The organism is Priestia flexa NBRC 15715 (assembly GCF_001591565.1).
Classification (GTDB): domain Bacteria; phylum Bacillota; class Bacilli; order Bacillales; family Bacillaceae_H; genus Priestia; species Priestia flexa.
Genome location: NZ_BCVD01000017.1, coordinates 1 through 15,310, shown reverse-complemented (window position 1 = coordinate 15,310; position 15,310 = coordinate 1). Strand labels below are relative to the sequence as shown.

15 protein-coding genes and 1 tRNA gene are annotated in these 15,310 nt (G+C 38.0%); 6 read left to right on the top strand and 10 right to left on the bottom strand.

Annotated elements, in window-relative coordinates:
* Window positions 1-59: 59 nt before the first annotated feature.
* The 5 genes from BFL01S_RS04750 to radC all read right to left on the bottom strand — a co-directional run bounded on the left by BFL01S_RS04750 (window position 60) and on the right by radC (window position 6,481).
* Window positions 60-3,647 carry a DEAD/DEAH box helicase gene (locus BFL01S_RS04750; protein ID WP_061785016.1) on the bottom strand — a complete coding sequence of 1,196 codons (3,588 nt, stop codon included), beginning with the start codon at window positions 3,645-3,647 and terminating at the stop codon, window positions 60-62.
* Between the two features lie 4 nt (window positions 3,648-3,651).
* On the bottom strand, window positions 3,652-4,533 hold the full coding sequence (locus BFL01S_RS04745) for a hypothetical protein (RefSeq protein ID WP_061785015.1): 882 nt from the start codon (window positions 4,531-4,533) through the stop codon (window positions 3,652-3,654).
* Between the two features lie 314 nt (window positions 4,534-4,847).
* The gene (locus tag BFL01S_RS04740) at window positions 4,848-5,057 is read right to left on the bottom strand and encodes a hypothetical protein (protein WP_061785014.1); all 210 of its coding nucleotides are present in this window, start codon (window positions 5,055-5,057) and stop codon (window positions 4,848-4,850) included.
* Window positions 5,054-5,668, bottom strand: coding sequence for a recombinase family protein (locus BFL01S_RS04735; RefSeq protein WP_061785013.1), 615 nt, complete (start codon window positions 5,666-5,668; stop codon window positions 5,054-5,056). The genes BFL01S_RS04740 and BFL01S_RS04735 overlap by 4 nt, the downstream gene beginning before the upstream one ends.
* A 204-nt stretch (window positions 5,669-5,872) precedes the next feature.
* A complete protein-coding gene (gene radC / locus BFL01S_RS04730) occupies window positions 5,873-6,481 on the bottom strand; it encodes a RadC family protein (protein ID WP_061785012.1) in 609 nt (202 codons plus the stop codon).
* Window positions 6,482-6,938: 457 nt separating this feature from the next.
* On the opposite strand from radC, the gene BFL01S_RS04725 reads away from it, so the two are divergent.
* From BFL01S_RS04725 to BFL01S_RS04695, 6 genes are all read left to right on the top strand, one after another.
* A complete protein-coding gene (locus tag BFL01S_RS04725) occupies window positions 6,939-7,232 on the top strand; it encodes a helix-turn-helix domain-containing protein (protein ID WP_061785011.1) in 294 nt (97 codons plus the stop codon).
* A gap of 15 nt (window positions 7,233-7,247) precedes the next feature.
* On the top strand, window positions 7,248-7,466 hold the full coding sequence (locus BFL01S_RS04720; RefSeq protein ID WP_061785010.1) for a hypothetical protein: 219 nt from the start codon (window positions 7,248-7,250) through the stop codon (window positions 7,464-7,466).
* A 1,405-nt stretch (window positions 7,467-8,871) separates the two neighbouring features.
* Window positions 8,872-9,792, top strand: a complete 921-nt coding sequence (locus tag BFL01S_RS04710; RefSeq protein WP_061785008.1) for a hypothetical protein — start codon at window positions 8,872-8,874, stop codon at window positions 9,790-9,792.
* On the top strand, window positions 9,789-10,433 hold the full coding sequence (locus BFL01S_RS04705) for a hypothetical protein (protein WP_061785007.1): 645 nt from the start codon (window positions 9,789-9,791) through the stop codon (window positions 10,431-10,433). The genes BFL01S_RS04710 and BFL01S_RS04705 overlap by 4 nt, the downstream gene beginning before the upstream one ends.
* Window positions 10,434-10,504: 71 nt before the next feature.
* On the top strand, window positions 10,505-11,293 hold the full coding sequence (locus BFL01S_RS04700) for a hypothetical protein (protein WP_061785006.1): 789 nt from the start codon (window positions 10,505-10,507) through the stop codon (window positions 11,291-11,293).
* Between the two features lie 3 nt (window positions 11,294-11,296).
* A complete protein-coding gene (locus BFL01S_RS04695; protein ID WP_061785005.1) occupies window positions 11,297-11,776 on the top strand; it encodes a hypothetical protein in 480 nt (159 codons plus the stop codon).
* Between the two features lie 182 nt (window positions 11,777-11,958).
* On the opposite strand, the gene BFL01S_RS04690 is transcribed toward BFL01S_RS04695, so the two are convergent.
* The 5 genes from BFL01S_RS04690 to rph form a co-directional block, all read right to left on the bottom strand.
* The gene (locus tag BFL01S_RS04690; protein ID WP_061785004.1) at window positions 11,959-12,978 is read right to left on the bottom strand and encodes a tyrosine-type recombinase/integrase; all 1,020 of its coding nucleotides are present in this window, start codon (window positions 12,976-12,978) and stop codon (window positions 11,959-11,961) included.
* Between the two features lie 129 nt (window positions 12,979-13,107).
* Window positions 13,108-13,184: transfer RNA gene (locus BFL01S_RS04685), tRNA-Arg, on the bottom strand.
* A 127-nt stretch (window positions 13,185-13,311) separates the two neighbouring features.
* Window positions 13,312-13,821 (bottom strand): metallophosphoesterase family protein, encoded by a 510-nt coding sequence (locus tag BFL01S_RS04680; protein ID WP_061785003.1) that lies wholly within the window; start codon window positions 13,819-13,821, stop codon window positions 13,312-13,314.
* 14 nt (window positions 13,822-13,835) lie between these two features.
* Window positions 13,836-14,432 (bottom strand): XTP/dITP diphosphatase, encoded by a 597-nt coding sequence (locus BFL01S_RS04675; RefSeq protein WP_061785002.1) that lies wholly within the window; start codon window positions 14,430-14,432, stop codon window positions 13,836-13,838.
* Window positions 14,433-14,468: 36 nt separating this feature from the next.
* Window positions 14,469-15,191, bottom strand: coding sequence for a ribonuclease PH (rph, locus tag BFL01S_RS04670; RefSeq protein ID WP_035320239.1), 723 nt, complete (start codon window positions 15,189-15,191; stop codon window positions 14,469-14,471).
* Window positions 15,192-15,310: the final 119 nt, after the last annotated feature.

The following is a 15,310-nucleotide window of genomic DNA, read 5'->3' as shown; positions in this document are numbered from 1 at the left end:
ACAGTAATTTGGCTATTAAAATTCAATGTGAATTGTGTACATAAACAACTTATCCAGAATTAAATATATGGTGAAATAATTATGACAGCTTCCCTGGTATCCAATACAAAATCATATTTCTTAATATAATTTTCGCTCCATCCTTCAGGAATTAATGATGTTGCTAATTCATAGCCAGCTGGGTCAATCCAAATTATATTCATTTTAGAAAGAACAGGTAGTACTCTCCACTTTTTTACCTTCGTTCCTTTAAAGTCCGCAGATAAAGCAGCATTTATTTTAGTTTTTAAACCTAAGTGATTATTCTTTTTATTATGAGAATGGACTTCTCCCCATGCCCTAATTTTGGAGGCATTTAAAATATCATCAGTAGACTCGAAATCTGAATTATTTTCATAATATTCACTCGCTCTTTCTTCAGCATCTGAACGTGTGGAGTCTATTCCATGAGCTAATAAATATGCTGCTACTGGGTCCAATGTTCCCCAGACTATTAATTCTTTTAACCAAAATACAATCCAAGGTAGCCCTGTCTCAGGCCATTCCTCAATTTTAGTTTCTTTTAGCTCACTTCCATGCGCATCATCTAGTGATAAAGAAATAACACTTCCTAGTCCCCAATTAAATATATATTCAAAATTTCTTTTTATATATTTTATCCATTTTGACTTCTGCTTACTATTAGGCTTTTTACTTGCTGTACTGGGACTCAACCACCAATGAAGGATATCAGTAGATTTCACTTTTCCGACGCCATCTTGAATTTTGAACTTATTTAGACTCGTAATAACCTCTATCGCTTTAGAAATATAGGAAATTTTCTCCTCTTTAGTCCATTTAGCATAATCAGCACCCACCTTTAAGTGCTCATTAATTTCCATATATTCTTGTAACAATTGACTAGCATTCACAGGAGATAAACTAGTACGGTAAAAACGTCTTCTTAAATCTTTATCTGGATAGATATTTTCAAAGATTGTCCCGCCCCTGATAGAGAAAACTTCTTTCATTACACCAATATCTGAATTAGTGTAATAAGCATACGTTTTCTCCCATAAACTCTTGAGGTGTTCCTCAATTTTCAACCTATTAACAATATCGCCTTCTTCAAACTCCATTTGTTCGAATTCTACAATTGAAGGAAGTAAAATGCTGTCTAAGGAATCTAATGACATAACCACTTCTTCCTTTTCTATATCAGAAGAATCCATATTCAGTGGACTTACTTCTTCTATCCATTTGTAAAACTCTTCTACTGAATTTGAACCAGTTAATTCCGCCCACTTTTTCACAAGATATCTGATTAATTCAGCAAGCGGACTCTCACTTTCTTCAGCGTTAGATATCTCATTTTGTTTTGTTATTTCATTTATAATACCGTTATAATTATTACGGGCATTTTGTGCACTGTAATCTCCACCTAACTTCTCCAGCATGACTAAACTTTTTCCTTCCGTACCTACTCCAGGCCTCCCAGCCCTTCCTATAAGATTTTTAAATTCAGATAACCCTATTGGTTTTCCACTTCTTATAATAGTAGGGATAATTACAGTTTCAAAAGGCAAGTTAACCCCTTCAGATAATGTAGACGTTGCTAATGCTAGCTTTACTATACGTTCATTAATAACTTCGATTAGAAGCCTAGACATTAAACCAGGCATGCTGCCATGATGGACTACAATACCTCTCTTTAAAAGCTTATACTCAAACGAGTCAACTCCAAAATAATCTTCACAAGACCTGAGACATTTTTCCCACAAAATAGCTTTTTTCTGTTCTTGAGGCGGGGTGAAGAATTGGGGTAATTCAACATCGTTCATTATATTTTCAAAAAAGTCCACAAAGTCTTCAGCATACCCACTTATGTGCTGGGTAATTGAAATTAATACAGTATGTTGGAGACCTTGTTTATCAGGCTTCACCATTTGAATAGCCGCCCAGAACAAGTATGGACGCTGTCGTTTACCGACTTTCTGATTAGTATACTTCTTTTTTAAATCACTAAAAGTCTTTGGAAAAGCATCAAACGGGTTTTTAATATATGGAACATCATTTTTGCCGCCGTCTTCAGCGAATTTTAGGTGGCAACCGTTAAGAATGTCGTATCTAAATTCAAAATTACCTGTGGGTTGCCATTCTAGACGACCGATTAATTGCCTGGTACTTTTATACTGAGTAACTTCTGGTTGTGTTTCTAATTCTCCTGAAATCCAGTTAGATAATGCCTGAATTCCTCCATCAGCCACCGCTGACAATGCAATAACCTTTTTGTTTTCCATATTGTAAATTAATCGATTAGCAAGCATTTCTAAGCGTAACCCTCGGTTGTCAGAAGTAATTAATGTATCGTAGTTTCCATCAAACTGCACAGAATGAGCCTCGTCTATCACAACTAATTCGACTCTACTTAAAAATAAAGGACCAAGAAACCGTAATAACGCTTCTCCCTTTTCATATGTACATATCAGAACAGTTGGTTTATCAGATGTAATCCAGGCGTCTGTTGGTCCCCAATCTATACCACCATACAAGCCACTAACAATAATTGAGCTATCGCTTAGGTTTTGGAGTACTTTAGACAATTTGTTTTCTACCTCTGTGGCAAGTGCCCTTGATGGTACTAGATACATCACAATAGGAGCAGCATTAGACCTAATATTTAGTGCACTTGAAAATTCATCCTTTTTCTCTTCAGAAATGAACAAACTTTTTATAATTGCTAATTCGGCGATAGTTGTTTTACCTGAACCTGTTGGCGTACATAACGCAAAAGATTCATCTTGCTTTAAACGTTCTATACCTTTTATTTGAGAATTCCATGCTAATGTTTTTCCTTCAAGATAGTTATTTCGCAAATATCTTTGAAAAGCTCTCTGACCAGATATTGGAATACCAAGAGAAAGTTCTCCAACATGGCGCCTTAAAGATGTTTCACTAAACTCTAAAATAACCTCACTGCATAACTTAGCTAGTAACCATGAGTATGGGTCTTTTCCATCAATAATCACATCTGTAATCGCTAAAAATTTCTTTTTGGCTTTTTCAACACGGTCTTCTTCTCCCCACCGCATGTAGGATGCAATAATTCCTAGAGTTTTTACCGTTTCATTAATTATCCAGTGTTGAATTGAGAGAGAATAGTCGTCTTCTTGGGTTATACCTTCCTTTTCAGATTCCCAATATTTTACTATCAATTCAATCAACCCTTGGAAATCAGCCTTTAGCAAAGCTCCAAGTAAAAGCGATTCATTTCGCTCAACCGAACGGGTTTTCAATAATCCCATAGCAAGGGCTGGGAATCCCGCTAATTGATAAGCTGATGCTGCCAGTAACTTTAGTGGCAACTGATTTGTATTTAATTCAGGATGGGATAACCACTCTAGAATTTCTCCAGCCCTTTTTAAAAGGTCTCTCCACTCTTCGCCATTAAAGTCTTTTTCAAATAATCCTGCATCAACTAATGTAACAGCATCATTTAAGCGATGAGAAAATTCTTCTTCATTTTCCCAACCCTTCAAACCTGGTTGCTTCATATTAAGCCTAGTAAATTGACTATACAGTTTCGCAACTGAAGGGGGCAAAATACTCTTGTGAATTTGCTGTTTAAGTTCCTTATACAAGTCCCTTACTTCATCATGCTCTGCCATTAAATTAATCTACCTTCCTATATACTTCTCTAATTAAATCCTCCACATCATTTAAATGAACTTCCACGGCTTCTAACTTCCGTTTTCCTTCATATGATGGGTGAGGCATATTTGACGGAATCCAACTCTTCCTTGTTTTAGACCTTACTGGGGACTTTCCACATACATAACTAACTAAGTCATATCTTTCATTTTGCGTCCCTTTAATATATAGTTCACGAAGTGATTTAACCCATTTCCGTGACTCACTGTCCTCGTAATCTTTTAATGTATCAATCAATCTTCTCACTTCCACAGGAATAAGATTCATACTACTAATTTTAATATGTGCATCCGAAATCATACTCGCTTTATGATTTGCTGTACATTTAGCTTCACAAAAAAGGACTTTATTTATCTTATGTGATTTATCCATTACAAATGCTAAACAGTCGTCTCCTGTTCTTCCAGGAATGGTATTAAGTTTTTCTCCAGTAAGCCTATACATTTCCAATTGGTCAAATGCAATTTCATGGTATCTAAATGAAAAGACAGGTACTCTCCAGTCTTCTCCAAAAGGGGAAAAATTCTCTGCAATTAATCCAGCAAACACTTCGCCAAAATAACCTTTAAGAGTTGTCAAATCAAAGAGTTCAGGATAGCCTTGAGCAGGGTCAAAGCTTTCTTCATTTTCAAGTGGATGCAAAGATGTGTCTACTACTTTTCTAAGGCGCAATCTAGCGTCATCATGAGCTTCCGAAACAATATCTCTTAGTTCTTCGATTATATCCACTCTTTTATCTTTATTTTCTTTTAAAAGGCGATGCCTGTATTTTTTATCTTTTGATTCGTTCACGTTATTTTGCAACCACATTGATAATTGCTTTGACTTAATATTTTTCAGCATTTACGATACCTCAAATCTATTCAGAAGATTTTCGTCCTTATATACCATTGTAAATTAATTCATATAATTGTTAAATAGTAGGTTATGATTGACGGAGCGAAAACACTATCAATAAAGAAAATCTCATTAAACTATTATTTTTATTTAAAAGATAACCCCTCCCTCCCAGATGCGTCGACGTAAGCTCTTTGTAAATAAGGTCCTACTCAAATAAAAGAAGCTCTCTCCCCCTTGATACCAATACTTTGAAGGTTAGAGGGCTTCTTTTTGTGTTAAAGCTGGTGTTAAACAAAGAAATATGCGAAATGCTTTAACTACAGTTCTCTGCTCATACTAATCTTTCTGTATAATGCTGTGACAGTCCTGTCCTGGCTCTCCCAGGCTGCATTTCGTAAAGCAGGGAACTTGTAATACATCTCCATTTCTTCCATTAGTTTAGCTAGACTCAAGCTTCTGAAAGGCTCTCCTTCTATATCATGCATAATCTCTTCATAAGCTTGATGTATTTGGCTTAAAGTCCTCACGCTCCCTCCTCCTCTGCTTCAAACTGCTTCACCAGCTTATAAAATGTTGTGCGCTTCATTCCTGCTTCCTCAATGGCAGCTGTGGCAGTTATTTCCCCTGCTTTCCATTTGCCGTATGCTTGGTAAAATTCTTCTGTTGGTTCCGCTTTTGGCCTGCCGAATTGAACACCCTTCTTTAATGCAACATCTATTCCTTCCCGCTGCCTTTTACGGATGCGTTCCCTTTCTTCCTGGGCCATCCATGACAATATTTGTAGCACAAGGTCAGATATGAAGCTCCCCATGCTGTCTTTATATTTCGTCGTATCAAGTAACGGCATATCCAGCACGACAATATCGGCTTTTATGCTCTTGGTGATTTCCTGCCATTCATGCAGAATGTCATCTTTGTTCCTGCCGAAACGGTCAAGTGAATGTATATATAGAACATCTCCTTCACGTAATGACCTTTTCATAAGTTGGTAGTCGCTACGCTCAAAATCCTTCCCTGATTGCTTATCAATAAATATATCCCTTTCCTCAATGCCTTGCTCCTTCATGGATTCAATTTGTCTACCTTCATTCTGGTCTTTACTGCTTACACGTACATAGCCAAATTTCTTTATTTGCATTCTATTTCTCTCCCCTTCATTTGATTTATTAATAAGTGTTCGTAAACACCCATACAACTTAATGAATGGACGTAAAGTGTTTTTGAACATTAACGAACAAGAAAAATACTGTATAAAGGTGCTTAATGGACTGTTCTAAAAAGTACACTTAAATGAACAATACAAAAGGGGAACAACCCATTCAGGTAGTCCCCTAACCACTGCTTATAGATAGCCCTGTTCTTTTAGGCTAATGTATTTTTCGGCGCCAATGATAACGTGGTCCAGTACCTCTATTCCGACAACTTTCCCCACTTCTACCAGCCGCTTAGTGACCTCAATATCTTCTCTTGATGGTTCTGGATGCCCCGATGGGTGATTATGAGCTACAATAGCGCTGGCGCAACATCTCTTTATTAAAGGAAGGAAAGTTTCCCTTGGATGCACTATAGAGGCATTTAACGAACCAGTGAACACAGTTTGTCTAAACATTACTTGGTTCTTGGTATTCAATCCTAAGCATACAAATTCTTCTCGGTGCAGGTATTGCATGTCTTTCAGGTAAGTAAATGCATCTTCTGGACTTCTAATTGCAAATCTTTCTTCTGCTGTACTAGGATTTAGTCTAGCTAACTTCAATGCTGCTATTATTTGCTGCGCTTTCACTTTTCCGATGCCTTTGATTGTCAGTAGCTCTTCTTCGGTAACATCCAATAACTCTTGGATTGAGGGATAGCGGGTAAAGATTTCGCTAACAATATAGCTGTTATCCTTTTCTCTGATACTGGTAGCAAATAATAATTTGAAAGTTAACTTATCGAATTGATTTGTCATTTTGATTTCCTCCTGGTAATTGAAACAAAAAAAAGAGAGACGATTATACGCCTCTCCGATTGCTTCATTAATATATTTTTTATATGATGTAAATAGATATTGTTTTAACTGATGAGACCGTTCCCGCGGCTCATCTTTTTTTATGCACAAATAGCCCTGAATGTAGGGCAATCCAGGACCTCATTCAGGGCTTATTTTTCTGGCATATACTACACATACTAAGTTTCGTTCTACTATTTTCACCCCTTTCTTATTCATTGGACTTCATAGATTTTCTGTTTGCATCACCTCCTTTAAAGTTAGTTGAAAAAATTCTAAAAAGTAGAAGAAAAGCCTTTACAAACGTTCGTGAAATGGTTTAGATAGTCTTGTTCAGTTAGTGAGGCAGGTTCCTCCCTCTCCTAGCCGCTCTAAATAAGGGCGGCTACTCCTAAATAAACCATAAAGGATGTTGTATATGAATCTTCAATATGAAATACAAGAGATGCTAAAAGCGGCAGAAATTAAAGACCCGCTTGTTTTTGCTAGAGATTTGCCAATGAACCGCCAATTGGCAGTGAAACAGGTTCATGATGGCTTCTCTTCTACTGAATTAGCTTCTCTCCTGGGCATGGGGCTTTCCACGTTGTCTGATATAAAGAGTGGACGCCGTCGCATTTCTTACAAGTACTTGGAGCGTGTTAAACAGTATTTGTACTGCGAGATGTATCATGAAAAGCAATTCGTTGGACCTGTAGACCAAGATTGGTAGAAAGGATGACAAAGAATGACTGACTATAAACAGATTATCGACCGTTTAAAACAGCAAAACATGAATCCAGACCTCCCACAAGCCCAACGAGAAGCCAATGAGCTCCGTTGTAAGTGGCTTGAAATACTCCATAGGGAAAAAACAGCAAAGGTAAAAACTGTCTTCTATGATGCCGTACAGCAACGCCTTGCCCATGGGTATTCAATAAGCCCTGCCTCTCTACTGCATGAATAATGGTTTTCCTTCTAATTCAGGAGTGCTTGGAGGTCAGGTGTGGACAGCGTCCACGGTCTTAAAGGGGCAAGGAGTAGATTTCCTTTTCCCTCTCTCTTCTCCCACCTGTTATACTTGAAAAGCGACGAGAAGCCCTATAAACCCCTAATTCAGTGTGTGTCGTCGGTAAGATGACCGCAACGGGTGGGAGTGACATTGTCCAGGGCTTGAAGTTTTAGCGTACTTTGCTAAAAGTTTTGTGAAGCGAAGCGGAACAACCCTTGATAATGACATGGGATGTACTTCTCTCTTCGCTTTTATGGTTTAGAGGTGTGAGCCGCATGATGAGCCACTCGCTATTCTGGAGCAGGGACGTCAGCCGAAGGCCAACCGAAGGTCTTAGCAAGTGGCACGAAATCTCATACACCTATAGGGGAAACAAATACGCCCTCTCTCGTGTCTTTACAATAGATTTTCCTTCTCTCAAAGAGGGGGGTGGGGTCGAAACATCAATGAACCCCTTCATAGCTACATTATTGCTCAGAGAAATTTGAGCTATTTTTTTACCTATATAGCAGAAATTTTTCTACTTCTATTTAAGAGTTGGCTTTCGAGCAGTAGTCAACCATGATTTTACAGACACTCTGTCCTTTGAAATTTGGCTTCAGAGCAGTTAAAAATACCCTCCACAGTCCTTATGTGCATTTTGATTCCCTTGGTTGGCCTTTTGTCTTCCAAGCAATAGAGTATGTCCTCTTCACCTTGGATGCAGAATGGTACTCTGGATTAATTGAAATGGGTTCGTGGCAGTCATCTACCTTCTGCCTTTTATGGATTTCTGTGCGGGGGGATGATTTCTCGTCCTCCTTATAATGGCTTCCGAACAAAAGTTACCTGCCACCCTAAAAGTAAATTACCATGGATGCAGATAGAAGATGCTGTCAGTAATCCCGCATTGGTTTGTTCTTAAGCGGGTTAACATCTCTCCTCTACTTACAGTTACTCTCTTGGAACGCGACTCCGTCGCACATAGTTACTGGATGCTACCAAAAAGCTTCTGCCTGGATAAATACAAGGATGCGGCAAGTAATTCTCCTGAATCCATAAGATGTACAGGGTTCCTTCCTCTGCTCTATGAGTTAGTAGCAGCTTGATAACTAAAAGCATAAATAGAACAACCCAACTAAAAGTGACTCTCTTCTAATGATAAAGACCAGGTTCATTTTTAGTTAGATTAGATAAAAATGACCATATTTGCCTTATATACTTTCAAAACACGCAATCTAACTAAAACTGTTTAGTATATCTTTCAATATGGCTATAACAACAATGTTTCTTTTTCATAATCCAACCAAAAGCATTGACAAATTACCTTTTAAATGGATACGTTATCGGTATGAACAAAAGTAGAAGGGCGGAGATAAGTATGATAGACGAATTTTACCACCTCGACACTATGCTGGAAGAAGAACTTTCAAACATCACTAATCGTCGAAGAGAGGTAACTGAAACTGAGAATGGCATAAAAGTCACCTTGAGTAAAGAAGAGGTTATGGACTTCTTAGGCTGGTCTGAGTCTACGTATCAAAATAAAGCTTATGATTTAGCTCTATATGGGCGTGGTGCTATCTTGGATGAATCAGAGGGACGTGATGCAAATGCAAAAATTACTGTTACATTAACAAACTACGTATGGTATGACTTGCTGCTTAACAGAGACGCTAATGATAAAACTTATCGTCGCACCAATATTGGAGAAGAATACTTGAATTTCTTGTTTATCGGTGCACAGTTTATGGAATTAGGCGGCGCAAATATTGCTGCAACAATAGAGGAGTTCGCTGCTAAATACGGACCTCAATTTGGACTTAATGTAGGACAAGCAAAAAATAAAATCAAACGTGTACGTATTCCACTGAATAAATTCAATTACTTGCTTAACGGGCGCCGCTCCGCAATTAAACAAATCCGTGTAAAAAAAGCTGGAGACAAGAATTACCTCCAGGGACCACGAGCAGTAGCAATTGGTAATCAATTAAGCAGAGCATATGCTAACTTTTACAAAGAATTAAATGAAGATAACCCTAAACGTCTTCAAGCACTAAAAGATGAATTCACAGCAAAGCTAAAAAAACAACATGGGTTGGATGCTATTTACTCTCACCGCATGAGTGTAATTTCTGACATAGCTATAATTGATTATAACGCAATTATCGAGCTATATTTATCAGGCGCAACTTTCACTGAGATTCGTAGCTTTCTACTACGTCGTGTTAAATATTGGGAAGAACAGGAGAAAATGATTAAGCCTGTAAACAAGGCAGTGAAGGAAGTAATTAAAGAATGATTGATTTAACTACAGGGCTAGCAATCACATCAGAGGACATTGTAAGAGCATTGGGTTCGGAACCTCCCTCCTTCATCAAGGATAAAGACAATAAGGTGGAGTTCGCTTTTGGTTTTCCAAATATGATGTACACGTTATGGGGATATGTTTGCACATACAGAAGTTTTCCTTCACAAAGTGCTTTTGTAGGGTACTATCACCTTGTTCATGAAGAAGCTTTGAAGGAATATGACAAAACAGCGGTTTCAGCACGCTTGCTCCGCTCTTATCCTTCCTTAGCACGAGAAATTCACTTTTTTCAGTTAGTAAAGGAATCAAATGCTTTTAATGATGTTTCTTACTGTTCTTACGATGATGTAGAGGGTGGTATTGACTTTAAAGTGATGATGGGCGGCAACACATACAACATTTTATGCTATGTAGAGACTCCTCGAGCTTTATTGTTTCGTAAAAAGAAAGACTTTCGCCACATGAATTCAATCTTGAATGCAATTGAGATGCCGCTGAACCTTACTAAAGGTAAAAAGATTGGTAACTGGATTGTATACGACGAAGCCCAGGTTGACCTTCTCCTGAACAAAGTAATCAATTATGCTTGGGTTCACTATAAGCAGCATCCTTTAGAACTACTGTCTAGCTAATAGCCCATAAGTATAAAAAGTGCTCATTTGGTAAGAACTGATAAAAAAGTTATTACCATAAGGGTGGAAAAATGGAAAATTACACTAATGATAATACTGCTAGAAGATATAGAGCTCACGTTAGTATTCTTGGTACCACACAAATACACCTTAGAAACCCCTACATAATAGCTTGGTGGAGTGCAGCTTTTCCTGGTTTCGGGCATCTTCTGCTATCGAAATACCTTAGAGGATTTGTACTGTTCATTTGGGAAGTTATTGTTAATTTACAAGCAAACGTTAATTTAGCAATGATTTACTCTTTTCAAGGCGAAATTGAAAAAGCAAAAGAAGTATTGGATACCCGCTGGTTATTGATATATATACCAGTATATATATTTGGTATCTGGGATAGTTATCGGACAACTGTTGATATGAATAAAATCTTTATATTGGCCGACCGTGAAGAACATCAGTTCAATTCCTTTAGTATCGGTGCGTTAGAAATTAATTATTTGGATAAGAGAAATCCTGTTATGGCTGTCCTGTGGTCAGCATTTGTACCTGGCTTAGGGCAATTATATATACACAGGATAGTTACAGCCTTCTTTATCATCATCTGGACTGTGCTCTTCTTTTATTATTCTCACGGATTGGAAGCAATTTCACATTTATTTTTAGGAGAGATAAATCAGGCCACAGCAGTATTAGAACCGCAATGGTTATTGTTTTTTCCTTCTCTGTATGGGTTTGCTATTTATGACTCCTATATGAACACCGTAGAAAATAATAAATTATACGATAAAGAACAACGCAAATATTTTTTGGAGAAGTACCAATCTCCATCTTTTATGGTACTAAAGGGACAGAAGGTGAAGTAAGCATTGCAGGTCTTTTCAACATTCGAACATACCGTTCATATAGAACTGGCAGTTGCCACTTTGGAGAAAAAAGGTATTGCCAGTAAGAATATATTTATCGTTCCTTTAGATAACAACACGGAAGAGCGTAAGGTATTCGATAATATTCACCGCTCTGATGGAACTTCATTGATTGATGTGGGAGCTGCACTAGCAACAGCTTTTTCAGTTATTGGTGCAAGCGTGGGATTTAAACTAGAATGGGGACCAATCTACTGGGGGTTAATTGGAGCAGCAGTAGGATTTCTGGTGGGTTTTGCTATTCGTCTTTTTACAGAAAAAGTGATAAAAAAGAGAAGAAGATTGATGAAAGGCTTTCATTCAGAGTTAATCTTGATAGTTGACTGTGAAGATTCTGAAGGGGAATTAGTGGAGAATATATTGTTCAGCCACTATGCGTTAGGGGTGGCTAAAGTAAAGAAATCATACGATGTTCCATTATAGAGGGCTTTAATGGAAGAATACACGAATATATTTAAAAACCCAGAACCAACCAGGTCTGGGTTTCTTACTGTTAATACTGTGCAGGTTCCACTATTTCTCTAGTACTAATTTGCTTGTGGTTTTAGACTTCTGTATTCGAATAGAGCACATTACAGTTTAACTCGTCCAAGTGGCTTTCCTTGTCAGTCATTGTTCCCCAAGTATGCGCGTAGGTTATTTGCTACTTCATCGACATCTAAGTGCAGATACTTTGTTGTGACCGATACGTCACTGTGTCCCAAAGCCTTTGATATGACCACAACATTCGCCCCTTTATCAAGCAATGACTTTGCAAAACCCCTTCTTAATGCGTGGGGATTAATGTTTTTCAAACCATACATTTTTGAATACTTGTTTAATCGCTTCTGAATATTATTGTGTGTAGGTGAAGTGGCAATAACATCCCCATATTTAGTGACAAATACCAAGCTGTTGCTCTTCCCGTATTCCCTTCTAATTTTGGCATTCTGTTTTAAAAGAACACCCAGCAGTTGATTCAGCAAGTCATCAAAAGGCAATTTTATTTGTTGATGATTTTTCATTATGCCGCCATCAAGATTTAGGACATTGTTATTTAAGTCGATATGGCGTTCTTCAAGTTGAGTTAAGGTATTTATCCTAATGCCTGTCTTATACATCACCAGGACCGCTACAGCGTCCCTTAGCTGGATGAAACTACTCAAGTCTAGTAAAGATAGCAGAACCTTAACATCGTGCTCTGTTGCCCCTTCTTTAACCTTCTGGTCAACCTTTATATTAATTGTCTTCCAAAACTTAATCTGAATCCAACCATTATCAAAGCAGCGGGAAAGGAATGCCTTAAGACACTTTAACCTTGTTAATTTGGTCTGATTACTAACATCCATGCTGTCTAACCATTCATAAATAGTGTCCGCCGTGATATCTCCTACAAATTGAAGATTGGTTATGCTTTGAAAATGTTTCACGTGAAGCTCATAATCGCTTATTGTACGGCTTCTATTGCCACTTACCTTCATTTGCCTTGTAATCATGTCCAGGGCGTCAGAAATCAACTTAGAATCATCACTGGCCTTCTTCTGTTTTGTTTTCTGTTTTGGAGCCGCTGGGCCCGATACACTCATTTCATCCAATAGCCCTCTAACATCAATTCCAACATCAAACAATCCTGTTCTTTTAGTCAAAATAAAAAACCTCCTATACCGAAATGATATAAGCCAATAAACGGTGTAATTTCTTACACGACCGTTATACTGACCGTTTCACTAAACGGTTTAGAAGGTTGAAATATCGCAGTTTATATGTAATATAAGTGGCGTCCCAGGAGAGATTCGAACTCCCGACCGACGGCTTAGAAGGCCGTTGCTCTATCCTGCTGAGCTACTGGGACATATTACTAAATCGTTTCAAAGACATTTTTAATTATATTTAAATATAATTAAAAAGTCAATGTTTTTTTAAAAAATAAATGAGAAGAGAGGAGAAATTTTCTCTTCTCATTTATTTTATTTATTTTTTTAAGCAAGCGTGCACGTCAGCTGCATGCTAGGAATATGCTCACCACTTATATCATAAAACTGAACGGTTGCTTCATTATCTTCAACCTCAAGTATAGCATACGTGCGCTCTTTTCTCATACGCGGCAGTAAAATACTTCCGGGATTAATAAACAATACGCCGTCCATTACTTCTGCCCCTGCAACGTGAGAGTGACCGAAGCATGCGACATTTGCCCCTACTTCCCTTGCCTTGTAGTGAAGATTCATCATTGACATTTTGACGTTATATAAATGACCGTGTGTTACCAAACATGTAGCTTCTCCCACTTTTTCAACGCGATCGTTGACATAGGATGCATCGTAATCACAATTTCCACGAACGCTTAAAAAGTTCGCCATTTCTTTACTATTTTGCAAAAGTTCTGAGTCACCACAGTGTATCATTTTATCTACATCTGCATGTCTCTCCTTAATTACGATTAACTCATCTTGTAATCCGTGGCTATCGCTTACAATCAATAGTTTCACACGTCATCACTCCTTTAAAATTGGGCATCAATCAGTGGTTCAAGCTTTTTTAGTGCGTTTGCTCGGTGGCTAATTGTGTTCTTTTCTTCTTTCGTCAATTCCGCCATTGCACGCTTCCACCGTTCGATATAGAAGATTGGATCATAGCCAAAGCCATTTTCTCCTCTTTTCTCTTCCAAGATATATCCTTCACACGTTCCGTCTACTGTAATCGTGTCTTTTCCTGGTACAGAAAGAGCCAGCGTACAATGAAACCTTGCAGTTCGCTCAGCAAACGGCACACCGCTCAACTTTTCTAGTACCTTCTCTATATTAGCATTATCATCCTTTTGTTCGCCAGCATATCGCGCTGAATACACGCCCGGTTCCCCATTTAACGCATCAATAGATAAACCAGAATCATCCGCTATAACGGCAGTATGTAATGTATGTGAGATTGCTTCAGCTTTTAAAATGGCGTTTTCAGCAAAAGTTGTTCCCGTTTCTTCAACATCAGCAATCTCAGGAAAATCTAGCAACGACTTAACTTCAATGCCTTTAGAAGAAAAAAGTGTTTTAAAATCTTTTACTTTCCCTGCATTCTTTGTTGCAATAATGACTTCTCGAACCATCTTAATCTCCTCCACATCTAATGTTAACAGCTTTGCTTAGAGCGATTGAAGCACTTGTTTTTGCGCTTCAATAAGATGCTTAATTCCGCTTTCCCCCAACGAAATTAATTCATCAAGCTCTTGTTTAGAAAACGTTGCTTCTTCACCTGTTCCCTGCAGCTCAACAAATTTACCTTGCCCTGTCATAATAATGTTCATATCAACTTCTGCAGTTGAGTCTTCTTCGTAATTCAAATCTAGAATCGCACCATGTTCACGGTGCATTCCAACAGACGTAGCGGCTAAATAATCTGTAATTGGCATTTCCTTCATTCTTTCTTCTTTAAGCAGCTTTTCAAAAGCAAGCGTCATTGCGACAAACGCTCCGGTAATGGATGCTGTACGCGTTCCCCCATCAGCTTGAATAACATCACAATCAATCCAGATTGTTTTTTCGCCAACTTTATCTAAATCTACAACCGCGCGGAGAGCACGCCCAATTAAACGCTGAATTTCCATTGTACGCCCCGTCACTTTTCCTTTAGTAGATTCACGGATATTTCGCTGTTGCGTTGCTCTCGGAAGCATAGAATATTCAGCTGTAATCCAACCTTTTCCTTGACCACGCATAAAAGGCGGTACTCGATCATCAATGCTTGCTGTACAAATTACTTTTGTATCTCCTACAGATATTAATACAGAACCTTCAGGATGCTTTAAGTAGTCCGTTTTAATCGTAACCGGACGCATTTCCTTTTGATTTCGACCATCATTGCGCATATATTCTCCTCCTTAAATATAGTTTTTTATATGTATCATTTCGTATGAACGCTGTAAAGCACAACACCTTTCATTATATACCTATATCATTAACAAGCATACCTATCGAATAAGAAAAG